Consider the following 26,279-nt stretch of genomic DNA (forward strand, 5'->3'; position numbering starts at 1 on the left):
TATCTTACGCTTTCCTCTTACCGTGTCAAGCCTTATTTTTCAGGGCTTTTCACGTTGTCATCCCGACCGGTTTGTGTGTTTGTCGTGACAACGGAAGCGCATTATAGGGAGTTTTACGGCGCTGACAATAGTTTTTTTTAAATTTCTTTCTGTTCGTGGTTTTTTTCCTCAAAACGAGGTAATAACCAGCAGAAAGACTGTTTTTAAGGCGTTTTATCACACGTTATTTGCAAAAATTTCTCAGAAAAATGATCTACCTGTTCCCAATCGGTGTATTCGACTTCTTTTGTAGTATCTGTTTCTCCTCCGGTCATTCGCATAATGAACTGAATCATGATGCGATCCAACCAACGATAACGTGGATAAAGTAGAGCCCCTGCGAAAACTCCGCATAAATCAGGTTGCCACGGACTTTTTATTAAAAACTTACGTACATAAGCGTTCGTTTCTGGCGTTCTTTTTTCTGGCTTTCTCGCCGTTAAGTTGACGCCAAAGAAAGCTGTTGGCATTTGGTTCAATTGTTTTTGATGGCGAATGACAAAATCATGCAATACAGAATTGAAACGGCCATAACGTATCGACGCACCTACCATTACTTTTTGGTAAGGCGTCAAGTTGACTTGTTTCACGGTAGAAAGATCTCTTAATTCACACTTAATACCAGCACGACGAAGGTTCTCTGCGATACGGGTAATAATTTTTTTGGTCTGTCCATCTTGGGTAGAATAAAGCAACAAATAACTCATAGATACGCCCTTATTAAACAGAGAATCACATATAAAAATTCAATCGTTCACTATTCACGCCAAAAAGTCGGTGTAAACAACACCAATAATGTGAACACTTCCAAACGTCCAAATAACATAGTGATAACCAATATCCATTTAGCCGCCGGATTCATGGTTGTAAAGTTATCAGCAACCACTCCCAAACCGGGTCCCAGGTTATTCAGTGTTGCGGCGATGGCAGAAAAAGCAGAAAATTCGTCAACACCCGTTGCGATCAGTAACAACATACTGACAATGAAAACCAGTGCATAAGCAGAGAAAAAACCCCAGACTGCTTCAATAATTCGTTCCGGTAATGCTCGCCGTCCCAATTTAATGGTATACACCGCATTCGGGTGCACTAATCGCTTTAATTCACGCGATCCTTGCAAGAACAGCAACAAAATACGGATAACTTTGAGACCGCCTCCCGTTGAACCCGCACATCCCCCTATAAATGCAGAACATAACAGCAGAAAAGGCAGAAAAAGAGGCCAATTGGCAAAAGTGTCCGTTGTAAATCCGGCTGTTGTCGCCATGGAGACAACTTGAAAAAAAGCGTGATTCAATGCTTCCCATTCTGATTCATAAACGGAATGTTGCCATAATATCAGCATACAGACTGCCAATAGTGCCAACTGGATAGTAATGAACATCCGAAACTCTGGATCACGCCAATACACGTTCAAGCTTCGTCCAGAAAGAACCGCAAAATGCAAACCAAAATTACAGCCCGAAATCAATAAGAAAATGGCAATAATCGTGTTGATGGCTGGGCTATTGAAAAAACCGATACTCGCATCATGGGTAGAAAATCCACCAATAGCGATGGTAGAAAAGCTATGAGAAATCGCATCGAACACTGGCATCCCCGCAGCCCACAATGCCAGGGCACAGGCAATGGTCAACAAGACATAAATCAGCCAAAGCGTTTTTGCCGTTTCTGCAATACGAGGACGCATCTTATTGTCTTTCAACGGCCCCGGCATTTCTGCACGATAAAGCTGCATTCCCCCCACACCAAGCAGAGGCAAGATCGCCACAGCCAGAACGATAATCCCCATCCCCCCCAACCATTGCAACATTTGTCGATAGAACAAAATAGCCTTGGGAAGGGAATCGAGGCCAACAAGCGTCGTCGCGCCAGTGGTCGTTAGGCCAGAAAATGATTCAAAAAAGGCATCTGTGACTGAAAGATTGGGTTTTTCAGAGAAAATGAATGGCAATGCACCCACACTTCCCAACACAGTCCAAAATAGGACAACAATCAAAAAGCCCTCTTTCGGCTTGAGCTCAGATTTTTGTTCGCGATTAGGTACCCACAATATTAAACCAATGACGAGAGCAAAGATGAATGTCTGGCTAAATGCCCTGCCTGCGCCATCGCGATAGATCAATGCGACCAGCCCCGGAATAATCATTGTGACAGAAAAAAGAATGACAAGTAGTCCAACAATACGGGTTATGGCGCGAAAATGCATTCGGCTGGTTCCTTAGAAATCCGGTATGAAGAATAGTTATGATTTTGGCGTTAAAAACAAAGCACCACGGCTCAAGTCCCGTAATTTATCACCTATCTCACCAACAAGGGTAGCTGGCAACGAGACTTGCAACGTGACATTTTCAGCATAATCACTGGCGATCACCTGCCCAGAAAATTGGTGTAGCAACTGTTCTACCATTGAAATATGCGAATATTCACACTGTAACTGGTATAACTTCTGCGGTACTTTGTATTCGGTTTGCAACAGTTTCAGGGCTTGTTGTACCCCATTGCCATAGGCTTTGACCAAACCACCCGTACCAAGTTTTATGCCACCAAAATAGCGAACAGATATAGCGGTAATTTCCCCCAGACCACTTCCTATTAACTGGGCAATCATCGGCTTGCCAGCGGTTCCGGTAGGTTCACCATCATCAGAAAACCCTAACTGTTGGGAATCATCCGGTGCCCCTGCCACAAAAGCCCAGCAATGATGCCGAGCATCAGGATATTGCTCTTTAATGCTTTGGATAAATAACTTAGCCTCATCTACCCCGCTGGTGTGCTCCAGCAGGGTAATGAAACGACTCTTTTTTATTTCTTCAGTAAAGCTGACTGAAGCCGCAGGAATTAAATAAGGCTTCATTACGATAATTGTAATTCTCTGGTCATATTTTCAATTTTTCCATCGTGAATAACGATGTTATCTTCAATACGAATACCACCATAAGTTTTCAACATATCGATTTTTTTCCAATCGAAATATTGACGATATTCGCTTTCACGCCACTGCGCTAATAAAGTTTCAATGAAATAGATCCCAGGTTCAATGGTCAAAACCATTCTTGGCTCCAGAATACGGGTACAACGCAAATAAGGCTGCCTCTCCGGGGCTGCCAGATGGGTTCCACGATCATCTTGCATAAACCCGGCCGCGTCATGCACCTGCAAACCTAAAGGATGGCCGAGCCCATGTGGGAAAAACGGCGTCGTCAATCCTGTCTCAACCATATCTTCTTCACTGATCCCATGAACAATATCATGTTTTTTCAGTATCCTGGCTATACGTTGATGCATATTAATATGGTAGTCGGTATATCGAACTCCCGTTTTAATTGTGCCAATGAGCGCCTGTTGTTCTTCATTCAAATCCTTTATCAGTGAAGCGAAATCGTTATGAGATTTTGCTGCATAGGTTCTGGTGATATCCGCGGTATAACCATGATATTCCGCTCCCGCATCAATCAAGAAACTGCGTATTTCCGAAGGAGCCCTCTGCTGTAATTTGTTGTAGTGCAAAACAGCCGTGTTTTCATTCAGAGCAACAATATTATCATAAGGAACATCGGTATCACGGTGCCCTGTTGCCATCAAATAGAACATATTGATTTCGAATTCGCTCACACCAGACAAAAATGCATCATAGGCTGCCAGATGACCATTAACGGCGGTTTTCTGGGCCTCACGCATACAAGCCAACTCATAATCTGTTTTATATGAACGATGATAATGCAAGTAGTCCAAGACAGCTTCTGGGTTGATATTGTGCTCAAGAATACCCAAGGATTTAGCACGCTCCGTTTGTTCACCAATATAAGCAGCGTTCTGTTTTGATAATCCATTCAGTTTAATGCTGATATCTTCAGCTTTTGCCAAATGAATCATTTCTATGTCTTCAGTCCAATAGCCACTAGGTAGTGGCTCTACGCTGTGCCAGTAGTCTACCGGTGAATAAAACCAGAGCTTAGGTTTATTGACACCATCAATCCACAACCAGCAATTAGGCACTTTGGTCACAGGTACCCAAGCCTTAAAGTGTGCATTTACCTTAAACGGATAATGGCTGTCATCCAAAAAAACCCGTAATGATTCGCCTGAATGAATAAGCAAGGCGTCAAACTGAGTTCGTTCTAAGATTTCTCGGGCACGTTTTTGTAAAATTTTAATATGTTCTTGGTACAGAGATGCCAACTTTTCCATCTTAATTAGCCTTTTGATTTTTTGGCAGGAGCTTAAATATTACCACAATTCATTATCGTCGGAGCTATCACGCAAAAAACGCACTCTCTACAACCAAACCAATATAGTTATATTTTTCAAAGCATTAACAAAATATATTATTCTCTGCCATAAATCTTACCTGTGATCCGCCCTACAAAAAATTAATCATCAGTTTGCATTAAATTAACACAGTAATCACAATCAACTGCATCTGGTCATACCAGAAGGTATGCACTCATTGAGGAGAATGACATGCTCTACCTAAGTGAAACTATTCAAGTAAAATGGCTAAAAGATGGCATTGCTGAACTCATTTTCAATGCACCGGCTGCAATTAATAAATTAGACACAAAAACGGTCACTTCACTGGATAAAGCCGTTGCGACCCTTGAGCAAGAGACTAAACTAAAAGGGTTACTGCTACGTTCTGAAAAACAAGCTTTTATTGTTGGTGCTGATATCACAGAATTTTTATCGCTATTCAGTGCACCAGCAGAAAAACTGCACGAATTACTGAATCTCGCTAACAATATTTTTAACCGTATAGAAGATCTCCCGGTTCCGACTATTTCTGCTATCAATGGCTATGCCCTTGGCGGTGGATGTGAATTGGTACTTTCAACAGATTTTCGTATCGCATCCCCCGATCTTCGCATTGGATTACCAGAAACTAAATTGGGCATTATGCCGGGATTTGGGGGTTCTGTTCGCCTGCCACGCTTGATTGGCACAGACAATGCTCTCGAAATCATTTCCGCAGGAAAAGATATTGGTGCTGAAGAAGCGCTGAAAAATGGCCTGGTTGATGCCGTAGTTTCCGCCGAAAAACTGGTTGACTCTGCCGTTTCAGTTCTGGAACAAGCTATTCGAGGAGACTTGGATTGGCAAGCCGCCCGCCAGCCTAAACTGATGCCTCTGACTCTCAATGAGATCGAACGTACCATGAGTTTCACCGTAGCAAAAGGTATGGTAATGAAGGTTGCCGGCCCGCATTATCCAGCACCAATCACGGCGATAAAAACCATTGAAAAAGCCGCTACACTCGGCCGCGATGAAGCCTTGAAACTGGAATCAGCCAGTTTTGTATCATTAGCGCACACCTCTGTCGCGCGTGCTTTAGTCGGCATCTTCCTGAATGAGCAATATGTTAAAGGGCTGGCGAAGAAACACCTGCAAACCGTTACAACCCCTGAGCATGCGACTGTATTGGGTGCAGGGATCATGGGAGGAGGTATTGCCTATCAATCAGCGCGCAAGGGTATTCCTGTCTTGATGAAAGATATTAATCAAAAAGCGCTGGATTTAGGTATCAATGAAGCGGCCAAATTGCTGAATAAACAGTTTGAACGTGGGCGGTTAGATGCCATGAAGATGGCCAAAATTCTGGCATCCATCCAACCAACCTTGAATTATGCGGGTATTGAGCAATCCGAAATTGTTGTTGAAGCTGTAGTTGAAAATCCTAAGATTAAAGCTGCGGTTTTGGCAGAAACAGAATCACATATCAGCAATGACTGCATTCTGGCTTCCAATACTTCCACTATCCCAATCACTGAATTAGCAAAATCACTAAAACGCCCGGAAAACTTCTGTGGTATGCATTTCTTCAACCCAGTACATCGTATGCCGTTGGTTGAAGTCATCCGTGGAGAAAAAACTTCAGAGAAGACTATTGCAAGCGTTGTCGCCTATGCCAGTAAAATGGGTAAAACACCGATCGTTGTTAACGATTGCCCAGGCTTCTTTGTAAACCGCGTATTGTTCCCTTATCTGGCTGGTTTTGGCATGTTGCTACGGGATGGGGGCGATTTCCGCCAAATCGACAAAATCATGGAAAAAGAATTTGGCTGGCCAATGGGTCCTGCATATCTCATTGATGTTGTCGGTATTGATACTGCTCACCATGCACAAGCTGTCATGGCTCAAGGTTTCCCAGACCGCATGAGCCGCGATTATCGGGATGCCATTGATGTACTCTTTGAAAATCAGCGTTATGGTCAGAAAAATGGCGTTGGTTTCTATAAATATACCCAAGATAAAAAAGGCAAGCCGAAGAAAGAATTGGATGAAACTACCGATCAGTTACTGGCAAGCATCAGCAAAACGAAACATACTTTCTCTGGTGAAGAGATCATTGCCAGAACCATGCTCCCAATGATCAACGAAGTTGTTCGCTGCTTAGAAGAAGGTGTCATTGCCAGCCCAGCAGAAGCAGACATGGCACTGGTATATGGTTTAGGCTTCCCTCCATTCCATGGTGGTGTTTTCCGCTACCTGGATACCATGGGAACCGCAGCCTATGTGAAGATGGCAGAAAGTTATGCTCATTTGGGCGCACTCTATCACATACCCGCTGGCCTGAAAGCAAAATCCGAAAGCAATGACAGTTACTACCCTGCACCAGCAGAACTTGCTGTTAATCCAGGTGAAAAAGCGTGAGGTCTGAAAACATGGAAAACGTAGTTATTATTGATGGTATCCGTACCCCAATGGGGCGCTCAAAAGGTGGTGTATTCCGTCAGGTCCGTGCCGAAGATCTCTCTGCACATCTGATGATGTCAATACTCAAGCGCAATCCTGCCGTTAATCCTGAAGAGATTGATGATATCTCTTGGGGATGCGTGCAACAAACGCTGGAACAAGGGTTCAATATTGCCCGCAACTCTGCTTTACTGGCGGGCATTCCTCACTCAGTCCCCGCGGTAACCGTTAATCGCCTCTGTGGTTCTTCAATGCAATCACTGCACGATGGTGCCCGCATGATCATGACCGGTGATGCCAGTATTGTTATGGTCGGTGGTGTTGAACATATGGGACATGTTCCCATGACACACGGTGTCGACTTTCATTCCAAATTAAGCCGTAACGTTGCTAAGGCAGCAGGTGTTATGGGATTAACGGCAGAAATGCTGGCTAAAATGCACAATATTAGTCGAGAAATGCAAGATGAGTTTGCCCTGCGTTCTCATCAACGCGCAATACAAGCGACCGAATCAAAAGCTTTTGCTAACGAAATTGTTCCTATATATGGACACGATGCTGATGGGAATATGAAACTCGTCGATTTTGATGAGGTGATCCGTACAGATGCTAATCTCAAAGATTTGGCTGCACTGCGTCCCGTTTTTGATCCTGTCACTGGAAGTGTGACTGCGGGTAACTCCTCAGCGCTTTCCGATGGTGCCTCTGCCATGCTGATCATGAGCGAAAGCAAAGCTAAAGCGTTAGGATTAAAACCTCGCGCTCGTATTCGTTCAATGGCAGTTGTTGGTTGTGATCCTTCGATCATGGGTTATGGCCCTGTGCCAGCCACACAAATGGCCTTGAAAAAAGCAGGATTAAGCCTTACGGATATTGGTGTCATGGAATTGAACGAAGCATTCGCTGCACAATCCCTAGCCTGCGTAAAAGGGTTAAGTCTGCTGGATAGTATGGATGACAGAATCAACCTGAACGGTGGCGCTATTGCTCTTGGTCACCCACTGGGGTGCTCTGGTACTCGCATTACAACCACCTTGCTTAACTTGATGGAAAGTAAAGATGTTCAGTTCGGGCTATCAACCATGTGCATCGGGTTAGGCCAAGGTATAGCCACAATTATTGAAAGAGTGTAGCCATGAAAACCTAGCTATAAAACATAGCTGACAATTGAAATTTATGGCTTTTAAAAAAACGTTTTCCCTTGTCTGTCTTGTCTATTGCATCACTCTAGTAAGTTGTTGCCGTAGTTTCCCGCCTGTCAGGGGCGGGTTTTTTTATTTTTGTCGTCTTATCTTTTATCGGCAAATGGCTCAAATAAACTCAAATGCATCCCCATACATGTGTTCGATAGATGCATCACGCTCACTACAGAACCGTTCACGGGCAATTTTAGCCATCTCAAAACGGCCAGCAATGTAAATATCATGGTTTGCCAAACTGCCAAAATCTTCCAAAACTGCACTCAGAACTGTGCCCGTTCTTCCGCACCAGTGTTCATCAACTTGTTCAACCACAGGTACAACGGTCAAATTAGGGTAGTGCTCACTTAATGATTGCAACTCCCTCAAATCATAAAGATGTTGCAACTCTCGTCCTCCCCAATAGATGGAAATTTCACGATTAGGATTTTTTTCCAATGCAGCCAATAAGATAGAGCGCGTATATGAGAATCCCGTTCCACCGGCAATCAATAACATCGGGTTTTTGCTGTCTTCACGAAACCAAGCCTGGCCATGCGGAATATCAATATCAATGACTTTCTGATCCAGAATTCTATCCATTACCGCCATCGCATAGAGATTTAGCTCAGAAGCACCAATATGCAACTCAATTATCTGTTTTTCTGATGGTGGTGATGCCATGGAGAAAGGACGCTTATCCCTTTCATCCATAATCACCATTAAATATTGCCCCGCACGGAAAGAAAAAGGCGAATCAGGTAATAAACGAACCCGATAAACTGTATCTGTAATGGAGTCAACCGATGTTACTTTACAGCTTAATATTGTCATGCGTTCCCTCTTATCGCTTCAAAATATCTAATTGATCCCAAATTTCATCGACACGGGCCCGAATCTCATCGCTCATCACTATCGGGCGCCCCCATTCCCTTTGTGTCTCTCCTGGCCATTTATTCGTTGCATCTAATCCCATTTTTGAACCTAACCCAGAAATAGGGGATGCAAAATCGAGATAGTCAATGGGTGTATTTTCCATTAAGACAGTATCTCTCTGCGGGTCCATTCGCGTTGTTATCGCCCAAATGACATCATTCCAATCTCGCGCATTGATATCATCATCACAAACGATAACAAATTTTGTGTACATAAATTGTCTCAGATATGACCAAACTCCCATCATTACTCGCTTGGCATGGCCTGCATACTGTTTTTTCATTGTAACGATCGCGAGTCGATAAGAGCAGCCCTCTGGCGGCAAGTAAAAATCCACAATTTCAGGAAATTGTTTTTGCAATATTGGCACCAATACTTCATTCAACGCAACCCCTAGCACCGCTGGTTCATCCGGCGGACGCCCTGTGTAAGTGGAATGATAGATAGCATCACTGCGTTGGGTAATATGGGATACCGTAAATACCGGGAACGTATCTATTTCATTGTAATAACCGGTATGATCACCGTATGGTCCTTCCGGTGCCATTTCACCAGGCTCAATATAGCCTTCAAGGATAATTTCAGCACTGGCAGGCACTTCCAGATCATTAGATATACATTTAACAACTTCCGTTTTATGCCCACGTAATAATCCAGCAAACGCATATTCAGACAAAGTATCAGGAATTGGGGTAACCGCCCCCAATATCGTGGCAGGATCGGCACCTAATGCAACGGATACAGGGAAACGTTCCCCCGGATGTGCCTGACACCATTCCTGAAAATCAAGCGCACCACCACGATGTGATAACCAGCGCATAATCAGTTTGTTTTTTCCCAATACCTGTTGGCGGTAGATCCCCAAGTTCTGGCGCTCTTTATTAGGCCCTTTAGTTACCGTCAATCCCCAGGTAATCAAAGGAGCGGCATCTTCTGGCCAACAATGCATAACTGGAATACGGGTAAGATCCACCTCATCCCCTGTCCAAATCTGTTCCTGACAAGGCGCAGAGCTGAGGCGTTTGGTTGGCATATTCAAAACTTGTTTGAATTTAGGCAGCTTATCGACCAAATCACGAAAGCCTTTTGGGGGCTCAGGCTCTTTAAGGAAAGCCAATAAGTTCCCAACATCATGCAATGCCTTAACATCATCCTGCCCCATTCCCATGGCAACACGCTTAGGTGTGCCAAACAAGTTGCACAATACAGGCATCGAATATCCCTTAGGATTTTCAAATAATAAGGCGGGACCACCGGCACGAAGAGTACGATCTGAGATTTCAGTCATTTCCAGGTATGGATCAACTTCCATACGAATTCGTTTTAATTCACCTGATTGTTCCAACAAGGAAAGAAAGTCTCTTAGATCGCGATATTTCATATTGTTCATTCGTGCCGATTTTCAAGGAGGGAAAGCTATTATAATCCCTCTCCTAAGGGTTACAAGGAAAACTCATAACCTGCTAAAAATCAATGAATTTAGTGCAATAATTAATACATATACCAATCACCTTTCAAAATGCGTCTTATATCTCCCCGCATAGCGGGGAGATATAAACAATCACATTGATTTGCAAGCTGCAACTTGCCATTGGATGGGTATAGACTTTTACTGAAAATAAGCACGGTAGAATATAAAAAAATACGGCTTACATTTTAAATAACTTCTATCTTTACTGATGACCCCTTAGCACTGGTTTTGTTATGCTAAACATTCTACGCAATGGAGTCGAAATATTATGGGAAATTGGTATCTTCTTTACTGTAAACGTGGGCAAGTCTCTCGGGCAATAGAGAACTTAGAGAGACAGGACGTGATTTGCTTAACGCCTACAGCCAAAATTGAAAAAATCATGCGAGGTAAACGAACCATCGTTACTGAACCTCTGTTTCCCAATTACCTGTTTGTTCACTTTGATCCCGAAGTTATTCATACTACGACCGTTAACTCAACACGTGGCGTCAATAATTTCGTTCGATTTAGCACTTATCCCGCCATTGTTCCACAGACATTAATTGATGAATTAATGTCTGTTACTGAGCAAGAATATATTGCACCTGAAACCCCAATTACTGGTGATACTGTCCTGATCACTGAGGGAATTTTCGAAGGCATTCAGGCAATTTATAACGAACCGGATGGGGAAACCCGCTCCATTCTCTTGCTAAATATTCTTAATAAAGAAGTTTCTAAAGTTTTAGATAATAAATATTTCATCAAAATTTAATCAAAAAACGGGCAAAATTGCCCGTCTTTGTATCCCCATGCGATTACAATAATCAGTATTTCTGTTCATGCAGCCACTGCGCTACACGCTTGGCAAAATAGGTCAGAACACCATCTGCTCCCGCTCGTTTGAAGCATAATAATGATTCCATAATCGCTGGCTGCTCTTTCAACCAACCATTTTGAATAGCCGCCATATGCATGGCATATTCACCAGAAACTTGATAAGCAAATGTCGGCACACCGAAAGTATCTTTTACACGGCGAATCACATCCAAATACGGCATACCGGGTTTAACCATGACGCTATCTGCACCTTCCTGTAAATCCTGTGCAATTTCCTGCAACGCTTCATCACTGTTTGCAGGATCCATTTGATAGGTCATCTTATTACCACCTTTCAGGTTGCCACTGGAACCAATGGCATCTCTAAATGGCCCATAGTAACAAGAAGCGTATTTGGCAGAATAGGCCATAATTTGGGTATTAACATAACCATCCATCTCAAGCTGCTCACGAATAGCGCCAATGCGGCCATCCATCATATCGCTTGGCGCGACAATTTCGGCTCCAGCTTCAGCATGGGATAATGCCTGCTTAACCAGAATATCTTTGGTAATGTCATTGATAACATAGCCATCCTGATCAATAACACCATCTTGCCCGTGGGTAGTAAATGGATCGAGTGCTACATCCGTCAAAAGACCCAATTCAGGAACTGCATCTTTCAGGGTACGAACAGAGCGCTGAATCAAGCCGTCTGGATTATAGGCTTCTTTCGCATCCAACGATTTCTTGTCTGCTTCAATGGCTGGAAACAGAGATAAAACAGGAATACCCAGTCGGGCAATCTCTTCTGCTTCTTTCAGCAAAAGATCGATTGTCAGACGATACACTCCTGGCATTGAAGACACTTCCTGACGCTGATTTGTTCCTTCCATAACAAATACAGGATAAATCAGATCATTAACAGTAAGTTGATTTTCAGCAACTAAGCGGCGGGAAAAGTCATGACGGCGCACACGGCGCATACGACGACCGGGAAATATCCCCGGAAATACATAGCTCATAGGGTTCTCCTAATGTAAAACCCAGCGACAAAGCGCTGGGTTAGTTCGCGATAAGCATGAATGCCTGGCATCCGATTATTTTTTAAAATTGTCACCAATATCACTGTCTGATTTATCTTCTGGATTGATGAAATTACGGCGGCCCCGTTTACCAACATAGAACTGCGAAAGCAAAATTCCCATTTCAAATAGCAAATACATAGGAACAGCCAGCAGAGTCTGTGAGAAAACATCAGGTGGAGTTAACAACATCCCAACGACAAATGCCCCAACTAAAATATAAGGACGTTTTTTCTTTAGTGATTCTGGCGTCACTACCCCACTCCAACACAGCAAAATAATGGCAATGGGTATTTCGAATGAAACGCCAAAAGCCATAAATAGCGCCATAACAAAGCTTAAGTAATTGCTGATATCTGTCGAGATCACAACCCCTGCGGGCACGGTATTGATAAAAAAACCAAACGCAATGGGAAAAACGATAAAATATGCAAATGCCATTCCCAGGTAAAACAATATACTACTGGAAAACAGTAAGGGCATAATCAAACGGCGTTCGTGCTTATACAGTGCCGGTGCAATAAATGCCCATACTTGATAAAGGATCATCGGTGCCGAAACAAAGATAGACACCATAATGGTCAGTTTAATGGGTGTAAAAAAAGGTGATGCAACATCTGTCGCAATCATATTTGCACCTTTAGGTAATTGCTCCATTAAAGGTGCTGCAATAAGCCGATAAATGTCATTGGAAAAATAAACCAATGCCAGAAACACTACCAGCACGGTAATTAGGCTATTTAAAATCCGCTTACGCAGTTCAATCAGGTGACTGATAAGAGGTTGGGTATTATCCACAGACATGTTTCAGTGTTCGCCATTTGCTTGTTCAGGAGGTTTTCTTTTCTGTTGCTCTGGTATTGCACTCGATTGCTCTGCAATGACTGGTTCCAGACTGGCCTGTTCTGAATTCGAGTGCCTTGCAACCGATTGGGCCCCAGAAGAATGAAAATGCGTTTCGTCTTCCTCCAATTCCCTCATTTCATCCGGTTTCAACTGATAGGTATTTTTCAATGATTCAGCCGCATCCTTCAACTCCTCCATTGAAGCTTTCAGTTCTGGCGAAAGTGATTGCAGGTCAGCTTTTTCTTCCATTTTTTTCAGTGTGTCCTGAAGCTCTTGCAATTTTAGTTCTTGAGCAAGTTCATTCTGAACATTAGCCGCCAGCGAGCGCAATACGCGAATCCATCCAGCCACTGTTTTGACCGCGATAGGCAAACGTTCCGGCCCCAAAACAACCAAGCCAATGATCATCACTAACAGTAGCTCACTAAAACCAATGTCAAACACGGTTTATACCTGCTCTTTGTCTTTACTTTTACTCTCTGATTTTTCAGATTGCGCAGCCGTGGACTTTTCAGTCAGGTTTTTAGTTTCAAACTCGGCATCCTGACTCATTTTTTCCAGCTGTTGTGGCTTTTCATCATCACTCATTGCCTTTTTAAAGCCCTTTATTGACTCACCCAAGTCTGAACCCAAGGTACGAAGCTTATTAGTACCAAACAACAGTACGACAATGACGGCAATGATGAGCAATTGCCAAATACTTATACCACCCATATTGACCTACCTCTATTCATCAGAATATTACTCGTGATTTAATTATAAACGACGAACTTTATGTTCAAAAATAATGCAATTATATCAAGGATCGTGGCAAAATTACCTTCATTTAATATTCACCATTACTGAATTATTGATGTTTGCTTAAATGACGCCAGCCCAATCCCCATGATGTAATTCCAGCCCCTATCATTCCCCATGCCAAGTGTTTCTGATCTATGATGAAAAACAAACTACCACAGATAAAGAGAGTTGCACCAATCCCCAACAAATAAAGAGATTTTCGCTGGCTGAGCTGTTGTTTCCTGAATTGTTGCGATATCTGATCAATGCTGCTCTGCAAACGCCGATGCTGTTGGAGCGTGCCATATACCAGCTCTGGAAGCTCTGGCAACTTTTCTGCCCAATAAGGCGCCTTCTCTTTAAAGGCCCGCACAATAGCGGGAAGCCCTACCTGATCATGCAACCAATCCTCCAGAAAAGGTTTTGCTGTTTTCCACAGATCAAGCTGAGGATAAAGTTGACGCCCCAAGCCCTCAACATACAACAGCGTTTTTTGCAGCAAAACCAGCTGGGGCTGAACTGTCATATTAAAACGACGAGCGGTATTGAAAAGGTTTAACAGAACATGCCCAAATGAGATTTCAGCCAATGGTTTTTCAAAAATCGGTTCACAAACGGTACGGATAGCAAATTCGAAATCTTCCACATTGGTATCTGCTGGCACCCAGCCAGAATCGACATGCAGTTCAGCGACCCGACGATAATCACGATTGAAGAAAGCAATGAAATTTTCGGCCAGATAGCGTTTATCATCTTTATTCAAAGAGCCAACAATGCCGTAATCGATGCCGATATAAGTGGGATCTTCCGGTTTGTCATAACTGACGAAAATATTGCCGGGATGCATATCCGCATGGAAAAAACTGTCACGAAATACTTGGGTGAAAAATACCTGAACTCCACGCTCAGCCAACAATTTCATATTGGTGTTCTGCGCCTCTAAGGCCGCAACATCTGACACGGGAATACCATAAATGCGCTCCATCACCAAAACATTTTCCCGGCAATAGTCGGGATAGACTTCTGGCACGTAGAGCATTGAACTATCTTCAAAATTACGCCGCAATTGAATCGCGTTTGCAGTTTCACGCAATAAATTCAGTTCATCAAGCAGGGTTTTCTCATATTCTCTTACAACTTCACGCGGACGAAGACGACGACCATCAGGTAAAAGGGGAACCAAATTTGCCAGGCGATACATTAACCGCACGTCAGCTTTAATTACAGGCAGAATATCCGGGCGGATCACCTTTAGGACAACGTCTCTGCCATTCTCCTTCAACCGGGCAGTATGTACCTGAGCAATAGAAGCGGAAGCCAGTGGTTGTGGATCAAAATCCTCAAACCACGTTTCCAGTGCTCCCTCTAAAGCCGTTTCAATCGATTTTCGTGCCACCGCGCCATCAAAGGGAACCACCCGATCTTGTAACATCGAAAGTTGATCTGCGATTGCAGGCGGGAACAAGTCACGACGCGTGGAGAGCATCTGGCCAAATTTGATCCACACGGGACCGAGTTCTTGTAATGCCAAACGCAAACGTTCGCCAAGAGGTTTATCTTTATGTCGGTTAGGTATCCAAAACAGGAAATAACGTCCAAAACGCAACGGCCATGTCAAGCGAATATTAGGGATGAGTTCATCCAACCCGTAAGAAAGAAAGACCCTGATAATAAAATAAAGTCGTCTAATTTCACTGGGTGTCATATTTTTCCTCCAGTGCCGCCAACCGTTTTTCGAGTTGATTTATTTGATTGGCAACGGCATTAACTTCTTCACTGAAATAAGCCACTTCCAACGCACTGGGAACCATTTCCCATTCTTCTGTTAATGATTCGGTGAAATATGTTTTCTTTCTTGCAAGGGTATTGCTGGCGAATTCAAAACTTTTCTTCATCACCTGGGTAATACTTTCCGCGACAATATCACCAACATAAGGAGAAAGGTAATGCGCAGGGTCCCGCTCTGACATATCCAGCAAAGCAGACCATTGTTGAATCACTTGCATGTCCCCTTCAATGACAATTTCACCGCTGTTAATCAGGGTTGAAAGGCACTGGCGATCCCGTAGCTTGAGTAGTGCAGGGAGCGTTGCTTTCATCGAGCAATCCACCGGTTCTGACCATTGGCTCAAAACATCCACTCGTTTCTCACTGAATATCAGTATCAAGGGTATTTCTATTTCTTTCAATTTGATGGACAGTATCTTACCTGCTAGTCTCAAGCGGGCAGGTTTTAATACAGCTTCGCGATATAACAGATGATTCAGAGTTGTTTCCAGAAAGGCCGTTACTACCGGAAACAACACCTTATCATTTGATGCCGCAGAACTCATACTATGGCTTGATGAAGGTGTTTCCATCTCAGAATTTGAATCCTTTGTGCAGTGCAACAATCCCACCAGTCATGTTGGTGTAGTAAACCTGGTCAAAGCCCGCATCTTCCATCATGCCTTTCAAGGTTTCCTGATCAGGGTGCATACGGATGGATTCTGTCAGATAACGGTAACTGTCCGCATCCTTCACAACCATCTGACCGATTCGGGGCAGAACATGGAATGAATAAACATCATAAACCTTACTTAACGGTGCCAATACAGGTTTAGAAAACTCCAACACTAATAAGCGTCCGCCTGGCTTAAGTACCCGATACATGGAACGTAGCGCTTTTTCTTTATCCGTGACATTACGCAAGCCAAAGGAAATGGTAATACAGTCAAAGTGGTTATCTGGGAAAGGCAATTCTTCAGCATTGGCTTGAACATAACTGACATTGCCTACGATACCGGTATCGCGTAATTTTTCACGTCCAACTTTCAACATTGAGTCGTTGATATCCGCCAGAACAACTTGACCTTTTTCCCCCACCATTCGGGAGAACTTTGCGGTTAGATCACCTGTTCCACCAGCGAGATCAAGCACCTTATGACCACGGCGAACACCACTTGACTCAATAGTGAAACGTTTCCAGATACGGTGAATGCCAAATGACATCAAGTCATTCATTAAATCATATTTCGAAGCCACAGAGTGAAACACGTCTGCCACCATCTCTTTTTTTTGTTCTTTGGCTACGGTGCGGAAACCAAAATCAGTGGTTTCTTTTGATTGATCTGCCATGTTATTTGTCCACTTTTTATTCAAAAAAATTTATAGTCAGTGTACCAGCCTTTCCAACAAAACCCTATGTTGACTTCACTCATTCACCTGCAACGATTGAAAAGACTTATCAATCAACTGTGAATCAATAGGACACTTCACATCCACGCCTAAATCACGAAATGCTTCGTCCTGACTAATTAAATTACCTCTGCCCTCAGCACGCTTTTTCATTGCGGAATGGTAACTCGCCTGTGCTTTATTAAGACTTTGCCCCAATCCTTGCATATCATCCACAAACAACCGCATTTTGTCATACATTCTGGCAGCCTTATCAGCTATCAAACGTGCATTTTGGCTTTGATATTCATAACGCCACAAGTTATTGATAGTACGAACAGCAACCAGCAAAGTTGATGGGCTAACCAGCATAATATTATGTTTCAATGCTTCATCAAGTAATTCTGGCGCCTGATTGAGTGCAACCAAATAAGCGGGTTCTACAGGAATAAACATCAAAACATAGTCCAGTGATCGCAATCCGGGTAATTGCTGATAATCTTTTCGGCTCAGGCCACGAATATGCTCTCTGATGGAGTTGATATGTTCTTGTAATGTTGTGCTTGTTGTTCTTCACTATCACTGTTGAAAGAACGTTCATAAGCGACCAGGGACATTTTGGCATCAATAATGACTCTTTTCCCTGCGGCAGATGCACGATCACATCAGGTTGAAAACGCTCGCTGTTTTCAGACTTAATATTGACCTGTGTATCAAATTCATATCCCTCACGCAGTTCCTGCTCTTTCTGCTGGATTCTCTGCTGAACAGAAAGCCAGACGAAGATCCCTCCGCCCAGCAATCCACCTAAACCACCGATCAGCATGTATAACCACTGGATATCCACCTATACACCCTCGCTAACTCTATTATTTTTTAACCCCATTCTTTGTTAACCCTATTCTTTATTGGCACGATTACCGATAAATTTCAGACAACTTTTCTGAGTCATTAGCCTCAATGTAAGTTAAATAGATGCTGTATAGATGTCCAGAGTGTTCAATGGCTTTCTTTCAGTTTGCAAAGTAGCTCGCAATTATCCCATCCACTCTGCCAACCAACGCAAGCCAAATGCCCCTGGAGCTAAGATACCGAATGCCCAAATCAATGCAGAAGCTAAGTTAGCAAGCTGAAAATGACGTTTTGGCATGGCACAGATTCCAGCTACCAGCGGTACAACGGCTCTCAAGGGACCAAAAAAACGCCCAATGAAAACGCCCCATACACCCCATCGTTCAAAGAAACGATGTCCGCGAACCAAAGTTTGAGGATGGCGAGAAAGTGGCCACATTTTGCCAACATCTTCTTTGTAATGGCAACCAAACCAGTAAGAAACCCAATCACCAAAGAAAGCGCCAGCTGCAGCGGCTATCCATATTGGCCAAAAAGTTAACTCACTTTCACCAATTAACGCCCCTAACCCTAACAAAATGATCGTTGCTGGTAACAATAGGGAAATAAATGCCAACGATTCACCAAATGCCAGTAGGAAAATGATGGGAATTGCCCAAACTTCATGGGCTTTTACAAAGTTTATAACCAGTTCGATAATTTCATGCAGGCTCACATTAATCTTTCCTGTGTTATCAGTAGGAGGTTATAGGCCAGCCCTGAACAATCCGTCCAATGCTAACCTGATATTTTTATTCAAGAAAATAAGCTTGTAGTTTTTCACGCGCAGCGATATTGAGTCCAATATCTTTTTCCAGCCAAATATCTATGCTGCCATAATGCTGGTTGATGCTATTAAGTGCGGTCAGTAAAAACTCTTCCTTCACTGAATAAACATAGGCAAATTTTTCGACCACACTTTCGCTCATCATTTTTGCGTGTTCATTCAATAAATAGTCGCGGTATGGAGCCAGTGTGATATTGGTCAACAAATAATCTTCCATCACCGTATCCAGATCAGCCCCCAATGCGAATAAAACCAGTGCAGAGCCCACGCCTGTCCTGTCTTTACCAACCGCGCAATGTTGCACAATGCCGCCTTTCTCTGGTTGCTGCAATAATGTCGCTAACGTCTTATACGCTGGATTGTTAATGGGTAATAATTCATATAAGCGAGACATAAATATTTTCGCGTCGAATTGCTCCAGTATTTCCTTGTCTAACTTATCCAGATTAGCATCCACTTCTTTGGAAAGCGGGTTGGCAGGAGCATGGTGATAATGTGCTCCATTCCATATTCGATCGGGTTTATCCATAATTTCGCTGCTATCACGATAATCAATAACCTGCAAAAGGTTTTGATCCACTAAAAAAGCCTGATCGTTTTCTGTCAGCCTGTCCAATGAACCGGAACGAAATAACACGCCTGGTTTAATCCTGGTGCCGTTGTTCAGTGTCTTATTACCTAAATCACGAAAATTAATGCCGCCATTCAAAGGAAGTAGTGAAGGATGAGATAGAAATAATGTTGTAGTCATAGTCACTCTTGTTGCGATTAAAAAATAGTTAATAGAACACACTATCTATTAGTACAAAATGCTATGACATTATCAAATTTTGAAATGAAGGGAAGAGAAGATCGCACAAATGATAGGGCCAGAATATTCTGACCCTATATGGAAGGCATTACAACAGGCGACGGGCGGCCTCTACAACTATCCCCAGCGCATTGCTTTCTGTTTTCTTCAGTAACTCAACATCTGGGATTTCCTGTTGGGTACGGTTAACGATCACGCCAGCCACCATACCAGCCCGCAATCCCTGACTTGCACACATGGTCAGCAATGTTGCTGATTCCATTTCAAAGTTCATTACGCCCATTTCTTGCCATTCTTTCATCGAACCCTGGAAACGACGAACGACACGGCCAGAATAAGTATCGTAACGTTCCTGGCCTGGATAGAAGGTATCGGAAGATGCAGTAATACCAACATGGGTAGCAGAACCAGAGGCTTTTGCTGCTTCATACAAAGCATTTGTACACTCAAAATCAGCAACCGCAGGGAACTCCATTGGGGCAAAGTGCAAGCTGGCACCATCCAAACGAACCGCCGCAGTCGTAACCAATACATCCCCTACATTGATATGTGGCTGAATTGCACCCGTTGTTCCGATACGCAGGAAAGTACGTACTCCTAACTGTGCCAGTTCTTCTACAGCAATCGACGTTGAGGGGCCTCCAATGCCTGTAGAGCAGACAACCACAGCCTTTCCGTTAATTTCTGCACGCCAGGTTGTAAATTCACGGTGGGAAGCCAGATGTACCGGGTTATCCATCAGTCGCGCAATTTTCTCAACACGGTTAGGATCGCCGGGTACAATTGCCAGCGTCGCGCCTTGCAGGTCGCTTTTGGTGATACCTAAGTGAAACACATCAGACATATCAGACTCCTCAACGGGCATGATTCAAAATATGAATACCTAAATTTAGTCAATACTCTGACATTTTTTAGTGATTAAAATCATCTTTAATTAATATAAGAAAGAAACACATACATAAATTTGTGATAAAAATCACATTTAAGAGATGGCGCCCTGTAGAAGACGATATCACTATTCATATAAAAAGTTACATGACGAGATTAAGAAGCAGCACACCGCATAATCCGATCCCCCATGCAATTGTGGTGGGAATCGACCAAACGATAATCTGTTGCCTCGCACTTTTAATGCCCATCATTCGGTTAACCACCCAGAAAAAACAGTCATTGAAGTAACTGAAAAACAGTGTACCCATCATCGCAGCTTGAGCCGCCACCAACATATTAACATCCGGTATTTGCTTGATAACCGGCGCAGAAATAGAAGCCGCAGTTATCATTGCCACTGTACCAGAGCCTTGAATTATGCGTATGAGTGTCGCAATGATAAATGGGATCAAAACAGGTGTTATTGGCAGGCTGGCAATATAATGCGCTAATATCGTGCCTGTTGAGCTTTCGTTCAACACCGCGCCTAATGCCCCTCCCGCTCCTGACACCAACAAAATAATACCTACCGTTTTTAACCCTGTTTCTAGATGTTCAATCACTTCATGCTTACTGACGTTTGGCATTAAGGTATAAACCGCCAGTAATACACTGATTGCTAGCGCAATAATGGGTGATCCTAGAAAATCAAAAATCTGAAAATAGAAAGCGTTCTCCTTACCGGCAAACTCATCAGTTCTCAGTATCATTCCATTAATTACGCCAATAAAAATCAGAATAATTGGTACGACGATGGGTAAAAGAGAAAGAAATAGACTTGGAAGTGATTTTTGCTCTTTCTCTTCCATATAACGCTGATGTACTTGTGGCAAATTTTCTGCACTTTCTTCTGTATCACCAAGTTGATATTCAGGGTATTTAGTCTCCAACCACTTTGCATAGCAGGTAATACCAATGACACAGGGCACCGCCAGTATCATACCTGCCAGCATCATTTGGCCAATACTCACCCCGAATATTCCGGCGACACCAAGCGGCCCTGGTGTTGGAGGAACAATATGGTGTGTTACCACTAACCCTCCCGCCAGAGCAACCCCAAGGGACAATACATTGCGTTTACCTTTCTTCGCCAGTGCTTTCACTAGCGGATAGAGGATCACAAAAGCTGAATTCACAAATATGGGAATACTGACAATATAACCGGTAATCGCCAAAGCCCACTCTTCGCGCCTTTTACCCAACCATTTAATCAGGCTATAAGCGATCTGCTCCGTTGCTCCCGAGACTTCCAATATCCTCCCCATCATGCATCCCAATCCAATCACGATACCGATGTTGCCTAATGTCGAACCAAATCCTTTAGCGATCACTTCAACGACATTATTTATAGTCAAACCACCTGATATTCCAGCGATTATTGCCGCAATTAGCATAGCTATGAGAACATGAACACGAGTTCGCAAAACCAGAAAAACCAGCGTAAATACCGCCACTCCCAACCCAATAATTGGAATATAAAACCCCATCACAAAACCTCATTAAAAATGGATAAATTGGAACATGCCATATTTACTATGCTTTTCGCTATCAGAAATCGATTTTTTCCAAGGGTAATTTAGGAACAGCGAAAAAGTGCCTGAAAAACTCAGTGACAAGGAAGGAAAATTGCAATTGGAAGAAAGGGAATGACTTTTTCACCCGCCACAGACAGGATCCTGTCTGTGGCGGATATTTTCCGTTTATTTTAATTGAAACTGGCCGATCAAATTTTAAACTAACTATTTAACGAAGAGCGCAAGCGTTTTGCTGCTTCAACCATGTTTGCCAATGCTTGTCTGGTTTCTGTCCAACCGCGCGTTTTCAAGCCACAGTCCGGGTTCACCCACAAACGCTCGACCGGAATACGATCAGCCGCTTTGCGTAACAATGCCTCAATCCATTCAACGCTGGGGACGTTTGGTGAGTGAATGTCATACACACCAGGCCCTATCTCATTCGGATAAGAAAAATCTTCGAATGAATCCAGCAATTCCATATCCGAGCGCGAGGTTTCAATGGTGATCACATCCGCATCCAGCGCTGCAATGGACGGCATGATGTCATTGAACTCGCAATAACACATATGAGTATGGATTTGGGTATCATCTTTCGCAATGGCTGCGCTCAGTTTGAAAGCATCCACCGCCCATTCCAGATATTCCTGCCACTCTTCTCTGCGCAGTGGCAAGCCTTCACGCAATGCAGGTTCATCAATCTGGATAATGCCAATGCCTGCCTTCTGCAAATCATCAACTTCATCACGCAAAGCCAGTGCGATCTGTTTAGCGATGGTTTCACGACTAATATCTTCCCTTGGGAATGACCAACAGAGAATGGTCACAGGCCCCGTCAACATGCCTTTGACTGGCTTATCAGTCAAGGATTGTGCATATGTCGCCCAATTTACTGTTATCGCCTCTGGACGGCTAATATCGCCAATGATTACCGGGGGTTTCACGCAACGGGAGCCGTAACTCTGCACCCAACCATTTTGGGTAAAGACATAACCGTCAAAGTGTTCACCGAAATATTCCACCATGTCGTTACGTTCAGCTTCACCGTGTACCAAGACATCCAATCCCAAACGCTCCTGCTCTTGGATCGCCTGTTTAATATGTTCACTGATATTGGCTCGGTAGTGCGTACTATCCACCCGACCTTTTTTGAAATCGAGACGCAGGCTACGAATTTCCGTTGTTTGCGGGAATGAACCTATGGTTGTTGTTGGCCACAGCGGTAAGTTATAACGTTGACGCTGGAGTTTAGCACGTTCAGGATATACCTGATTACGTTCACTATCCTGTGGCTTAATTGCCGCAATGCGCCCAGCGACCGCTGGATTATTCACCCTTGCGGAACTGCGACGGGCGCGAATTGGGGCACTGTAGGCATCCAGTTCAGCCTGTTTATTGCCTTCTGGCACATTCAATGCCTGCGACAACAAAGAAAGTTCCGCACATTTTTGCAATGCAAAGGCAAACCAGCTTTTCACTTCTTCATCCAACCCCGTTTCATCATTCAGGTCAATGGGGCTATGAAGCAATGAACAGGAAGTGCCGATCCACACATTTCTCTTACCAACCCATGGTGAGACAAGCTGATATTTCTCACTCAAATCGGCTCGCCAAACATTGCGGCCGTTAATTACCCCCAATGAAAGCAACCAATCTTCCGGCAGAGATTTATCCAAATTCTCAAGAGAATCCCTTCCTGCAACCAAATCAACATGTAATCCTTGCACTGGCAGCGATTTGATTGTCTCCAGATTGTGATCGATGCTATCGAAATAGGTCGTCAGCAACAATTTCACCTGACCCTCAAGTGCTTGATAAGCCGTTGAGAATGCCGCCAGCCATTCTTCTGGCAATTCCAGTACAAGAGCCGGTTCATCAATCTGTACCCATTCAATGCCACGTTTTGCCAGTTCTGCCAGAACTTGCTGGTATACCGGCAGGATATCTTTTAATAGAGACAAGCGATCAAAAACTTTGCCTTTTACCTTACCGAGCCATAAATAGGTCACAGGTCCCAACAGAACAGGTTTTACGTTGTGCCCCAATGCCAGAGCTTCATCAACTTCGTCCAACAATTGAGTCCAACCCAGTTTAAACGCCTGCCCTTCCTGAAATTCAGGCACGATATAATGATAATTTGTATTAAACCATTTAGTCATTTCCGAAGCGGCCGCAGGTGTACCTGTTGGTGCTCGACCACGAGCGATACGGAACAGTGTATCCAGATCAATATTGCCATCTTCATTTTGATGACGTGGTGGAACATTGCCCAATAACAGGCTAGTGGTCAATACTTGGTCATACCAGGCAAAATCACCCACAGGGACTAAATCAACGCCCGCTTCTTTTTGTTGTTGCCAGTGACGTGCACGTAATTCACGACCTGTCTCCAGCAATTCCTGTTGAGAAATTTTGCCCGCCCAATAGTTTTCTTGCGCCTTTTTTAGCTCTCTTTTCAATCCGATACGTGGAAAACCTAATGTATGATTCAAAACCGTCATGTCGTCACCCGTAATTTTTAGCCGTCTAGATGTTTACACTTCTATAATCAACAGGTAATGTATAAACCACAAGCGCAAATTATTCATTATCATCTTGAAGGTTTTTCATGATCGAACTAAAACACTTAAAAACACTACAAGCACTGAACCATTGCGGCTCACTCGCCGCGACAGCAAATTATTTGCATCAAACGCAATCTGCCCTCTCTCATCAGTTCAGTGAATTAGAACATCGGCTGGGATTTAAGTTATTCATTCGTAAAAGCCAACCCTTGAAGTTAACGCCTCAAGGAGAAGTGTTATTAAAGTTGGCAGAGCAAGTCTTGCCCTTGGTGACCGCTTCCTTACGTCAATGCCATGAGCCGGAAGAGACAAACTTACGCATTGCCATTGAGTGCCATAGCTGTATTCAATGGCTGACACCAGCACTTAGGCGTTTTCGTGAAAGCTGGCCACAGGTTAATGTGGATTTTAAATCCGGTGTGACATTTGATCCTCAACCTGCCCTGCAAAAACGCGAGCTGGATATTGTCCTGACATCTGACATTATTGCAGACAGTAACCTGCACTATACGCCGCTGTTTGATTATGAAGTGAAGCTGGTGATCGCACCGGATCATCCACTGGCAAGTAAACACGATATTCGCCCACAAGATCTTGCCGCTGAAACTTTACTGATTTATCCGGTCCAGCGCCAACGGCTTGATATCTGGCGACGCTTTCTCCAACCAGCGGAAATTACGCCGACATTAAAAACGGTCGACAATACGCTACTGCTGATTCAGATGGTTGCCGCCCGATTGGGTATTGCCGCGTTACCACACTGGGCCGTGGAAACATTCGAAAGACAAGGGTTGGTTGTAACCCAAACATTAGGAGAGGGATTATGGAGCAGATTGTACGCTGCCAGCCGAGAAGGGGAGCAGCGCCAACCCGCTATCGATACCTTTATTCGTTCTGCGCGCCAGCACGCGGTGGACAATTTGCCGTTGGTGAAACGGGTTTCAGTATCCAACGGTGATGCACCCAAAGCGACGCAACAATCAGGCTGCCTCCAATGGTAAAGCTCAGCCAGTTAGGATGCTGCTGCCAAATTGCAAAATTGACCAATAACCCCGCCGGAACCAACATATTATTCATAATTGCCAGTGTTCCGGCATCCACTTGGGTGGCACCATAGTTCCACATAAAGTAGCCAATCCCCGACGCCCCAACACCCAGCCAAAGCAAAACGCCCCACTGTAGCTGAGTTGTTGGCAATTTTTGCGGATCACCAAACATGAGCCAGCCAATGATGGCGACAACACAAGCGCCCAGATAAAACCATGAAAATGCCACTCGTTGTGGAATGGGATGGATCTCCATCAAGCGCTTATAACCGACCTGACCAATCGCAAAGAAAATATTTGCCAATTGCACTAACAGCAAGCCAATCCAGAAAGATTCACTCAATTGGTCATAACGAATAATCGCTGCACCAGCCACTGCCAATAAAGAACTCAAGGCATAACCCCAGCGCAATCGCTGACGCCCCATCAGATCATAAATTAATGTGACATAGAGCGGCGTCATGATGGTAAACAGCAAAAATTCTGCCACAGTCAGGTAATGATAGGCATGAAATACAAACAAATACATCACACCAAGCTGACAGGCACCGACAGCCATATACAGTGAAATAACTTTCAGAGATAACCCACGCCAGCGCAAAAAGGGTAAAAATACCATCGCTGCCAACATTACCCTGACAAGAACCGAAAACCAGCTATCAACCTGACCAGCGAGATAAGCGCCAATCAGGCTAAATGAGGCGGCCCACAAAAATGTTGTGATCGTTAACAGCCACATAATTTATTGATC

23 protein-coding genes and 1 pseudogene are annotated in these 26,279 nt (G+C 43.8%); 4 read left to right on the plus strand and 20 right to left on the minus strand.

Features of this window, described 5'->3' with window-relative positions:
- Window positions 1-203: 203 nt before the first annotated feature.
- The 4 genes from hemG to pepQ are packed head-to-tail and all read right to left on the minus strand — an operon-like array spanning window position 204 to window position 4,230.
- Complete coding sequence (hemG, locus tag IQ209_RS11545) at window positions 204-746, minus strand: menaquinone-dependent protoporphyrinogen IX dehydrogenase (protein ID WP_193851441.1); 543 nt, start codon at window positions 744-746, stop codon at window positions 204-206.
- Window positions 747-796: 50 nt separating this feature from the next.
- Window positions 797-2,248 (minus strand): Trk system potassium transporter TrkH, encoded by a 1,452-nt coding sequence (gene trkH, locus IQ209_RS11550; protein WP_193851442.1) that lies wholly within the window; start codon window positions 2,246-2,248, stop codon window positions 797-799.
- Between the two features lie 36 nt (window positions 2,249-2,284).
- Window positions 2,285-2,896, minus strand: coding sequence for an IMPACT family protein (locus IQ209_RS11555; protein WP_193851443.1), 612 nt, complete (start codon window positions 2,894-2,896; stop codon window positions 2,285-2,287).
- Window positions 2,896-4,230: a Xaa-Pro dipeptidase gene (gene pepQ / locus IQ209_RS11560; RefSeq protein ID WP_193851444.1), complete on the minus strand. Its 1,335-nt coding sequence runs from the start codon at window positions 4,228-4,230 to the stop codon at window positions 2,896-2,898. The genes IQ209_RS11555 and pepQ overlap by 1 nt, the downstream gene beginning before the upstream one ends.
- A gap of 273 nt (window positions 4,231-4,503) precedes the next feature.
- Between pepQ and fadB the strand changes: the two genes are divergently transcribed.
- Together fadB and fadA are read left to right on the plus strand one after the other, a co-directional pair.
- Complete coding sequence (fadB, locus tag IQ209_RS11565) at window positions 4,504-6,690, plus strand: fatty acid oxidation complex subunit alpha FadB (RefSeq protein ID WP_193851445.1); 2,187 nt, start codon at window positions 4,504-4,506, stop codon at window positions 6,688-6,690.
- Window positions 6,691-6,701: 11 nt separating this feature from the next.
- Complete coding sequence (fadA, locus tag IQ209_RS11570; RefSeq protein WP_193851446.1) at window positions 6,702-7,865, plus strand: acetyl-CoA C-acyltransferase FadA; 1,164 nt, start codon at window positions 6,702-6,704, stop codon at window positions 7,863-7,865.
- 177 nt (window positions 7,866-8,042) lie between these two features.
- Here fadA and fre read toward each other — a convergent pair whose 3' ends face one another.
- Both fre and ubiD read right to left on the minus strand, forming a co-directional pair.
- Window positions 8,043-8,744, minus strand: coding sequence for an NAD(P)H-flavin reductase (gene fre, locus IQ209_RS11575; RefSeq protein ID WP_193851447.1), 702 nt, complete (start codon window positions 8,742-8,744; stop codon window positions 8,043-8,045).
- A gap of 10 nt (window positions 8,745-8,754) precedes the next feature.
- The gene (gene ubiD / locus IQ209_RS11580) at window positions 8,755-10,227 is read right to left on the minus strand and encodes a 4-hydroxy-3-polyprenylbenzoate decarboxylase (protein WP_193851448.1); all 1,473 of its coding nucleotides are present in this window, start codon (window positions 10,225-10,227) and stop codon (window positions 8,755-8,757) included.
- A gap of 358 nt (window positions 10,228-10,585) precedes the next feature.
- On the opposite strand from ubiD, the gene rfaH reads away from it, so the two are divergent.
- Window positions 10,586-11,074 (plus strand): transcription/translation regulatory transformer protein RfaH, encoded by a 489-nt coding sequence (gene rfaH, locus IQ209_RS11585; protein ID WP_193851449.1) that lies wholly within the window; start codon window positions 10,586-10,588, stop codon window positions 11,072-11,074.
- A 52-nt stretch (window positions 11,075-11,126) separates the two neighbouring features.
- Here the strand turns inward: rfaH and hemB are convergent, their stop codons facing one another.
- The 13 genes and pseudogenes from hemB to metE all read right to left on the minus strand — a co-directional run bounded on the left by hemB (window position 11,127) and on the right by metE (window position 24,419).
- Complete coding sequence (gene hemB, locus IQ209_RS11590) at window positions 11,127-12,143, minus strand: porphobilinogen synthase (RefSeq protein WP_193851450.1); 1,017 nt, start codon at window positions 12,141-12,143, stop codon at window positions 11,127-11,129.
- A 75-nt stretch (window positions 12,144-12,218) separates the two neighbouring features.
- Complete coding sequence (tatC, locus tag IQ209_RS11595) at window positions 12,219-13,007, minus strand: Sec-independent protein translocase subunit TatC (protein WP_193851451.1); 789 nt, start codon at window positions 13,005-13,007, stop codon at window positions 12,219-12,221.
- 3 nt (window positions 13,008-13,010) lie between these two features.
- The gene (tatB, locus tag IQ209_RS11600) at window positions 13,011-13,493 is read right to left on the minus strand and encodes a Sec-independent protein translocase protein TatB (protein WP_193851452.1); all 483 of its coding nucleotides are present in this window, start codon (window positions 13,491-13,493) and stop codon (window positions 13,011-13,013) included.
- A 3-nt stretch (window positions 13,494-13,496) separates the two neighbouring features.
- Window positions 13,497-13,763 (minus strand): Sec-independent protein translocase subunit TatA, encoded by a 267-nt coding sequence (gene tatA, locus IQ209_RS11605; RefSeq protein WP_193851453.1) that lies wholly within the window; start codon window positions 13,761-13,763, stop codon window positions 13,497-13,499.
- A 133-nt stretch (window positions 13,764-13,896) separates the two neighbouring features.
- On the minus strand, window positions 13,897-15,534 hold the full coding sequence (gene ubiB / locus IQ209_RS11610) for a ubiquinone biosynthesis regulatory protein kinase UbiB (protein WP_193851454.1): 1,638 nt from the start codon (window positions 15,532-15,534) through the stop codon (window positions 13,897-13,899).
- Window positions 15,521-16,189: an SCP2 domain-containing protein gene (locus IQ209_RS11615; protein WP_193851455.1), complete on the minus strand. Its 669-nt coding sequence runs from the start codon at window positions 16,187-16,189 to the stop codon at window positions 15,521-15,523. Before IQ209_RS11615 ends, ubiB begins: the two co-directional genes overlap by 14 nt.
- 1 nt (window position 16,190) lies before the next feature.
- On the minus strand, window positions 16,191-16,946 hold the full coding sequence (gene ubiE / locus IQ209_RS11620; RefSeq protein ID WP_193851456.1) for a bifunctional demethylmenaquinone methyltransferase/2-methoxy-6-polyprenyl-1,4-benzoquinol methylase UbiE: 756 nt from the start codon (window positions 16,944-16,946) through the stop codon (window positions 16,191-16,193).
- A 75-nt stretch (window positions 16,947-17,021) separates the two neighbouring features.
- Window positions 17,022-17,721, minus strand: a pseudogene (rmuC, locus tag IQ209_RS11625) (DNA recombination protein RmuC); the annotation flags it as partial.
- A gap of 300 nt (window positions 17,722-18,021) precedes the next feature.
- Window positions 18,022-18,552: a DedA family protein gene (locus IQ209_RS11630; RefSeq protein WP_193851457.1), complete on the minus strand. Its 531-nt coding sequence runs from the start codon at window positions 18,550-18,552 to the stop codon at window positions 18,022-18,024.
- 76 nt (window positions 18,553-18,628) lie between these two features.
- Entirely contained in the window at window positions 18,629-19,414 is a 786-nt protein-coding gene (locus IQ209_RS11635) for a tyrosine-protein phosphatase (protein WP_193851458.1), read from the minus strand.
- Between the two features lie 148 nt (window positions 19,415-19,562).
- Window positions 19,563-20,318: a uridine phosphorylase gene (gene udp / locus IQ209_RS11640; RefSeq protein WP_193851459.1), complete on the minus strand. Its 756-nt coding sequence runs from the start codon at window positions 20,316-20,318 to the stop codon at window positions 19,563-19,565.
- A 187-nt stretch (window positions 20,319-20,505) separates the two neighbouring features.
- Window positions 20,506-21,891: a GntP family permease gene (locus IQ209_RS11645; RefSeq protein WP_193851460.1), complete on the minus strand. Its 1,386-nt coding sequence runs from the start codon at window positions 21,889-21,891 to the stop codon at window positions 20,506-20,508.
- A 248-nt stretch (window positions 21,892-22,139) separates the two neighbouring features.
- Complete coding sequence (gene metE, locus IQ209_RS11650) at window positions 22,140-24,419, minus strand: 5-methyltetrahydropteroyltriglutamate--homocysteine S-methyltransferase (protein ID WP_193851461.1); 2,280 nt, start codon at window positions 24,417-24,419, stop codon at window positions 22,140-22,142.
- Between the two features lie 107 nt (window positions 24,420-24,526).
- Between metE and metR the strand changes: the two genes are divergently transcribed.
- A complete protein-coding gene (metR, locus tag IQ209_RS11655; RefSeq protein ID WP_193851462.1) occupies window positions 24,527-25,483 on the plus strand; it encodes an HTH-type transcriptional regulator MetR in 957 nt (318 codons plus the stop codon).
- Here the strand turns inward: metR and IQ209_RS11660 are convergent.
- Window positions 25,368-26,267, minus strand: a complete 900-nt coding sequence (locus IQ209_RS11660; RefSeq protein ID WP_193851463.1) for a carboxylate/amino acid/amine transporter — start codon at window positions 26,265-26,267, stop codon at window positions 25,368-25,370. The genes metR and IQ209_RS11660 overlap by 116 nt on opposite strands.
- Window positions 26,268-26,279 lie beyond the last annotated feature (12 nt).

The organism is Xenorhabdus sp. BG5, assembly GCF_015163665.1.
Lineage (GTDB): Bacteria > Pseudomonadota > Gammaproteobacteria > Enterobacterales > Enterobacteriaceae > Xenorhabdus.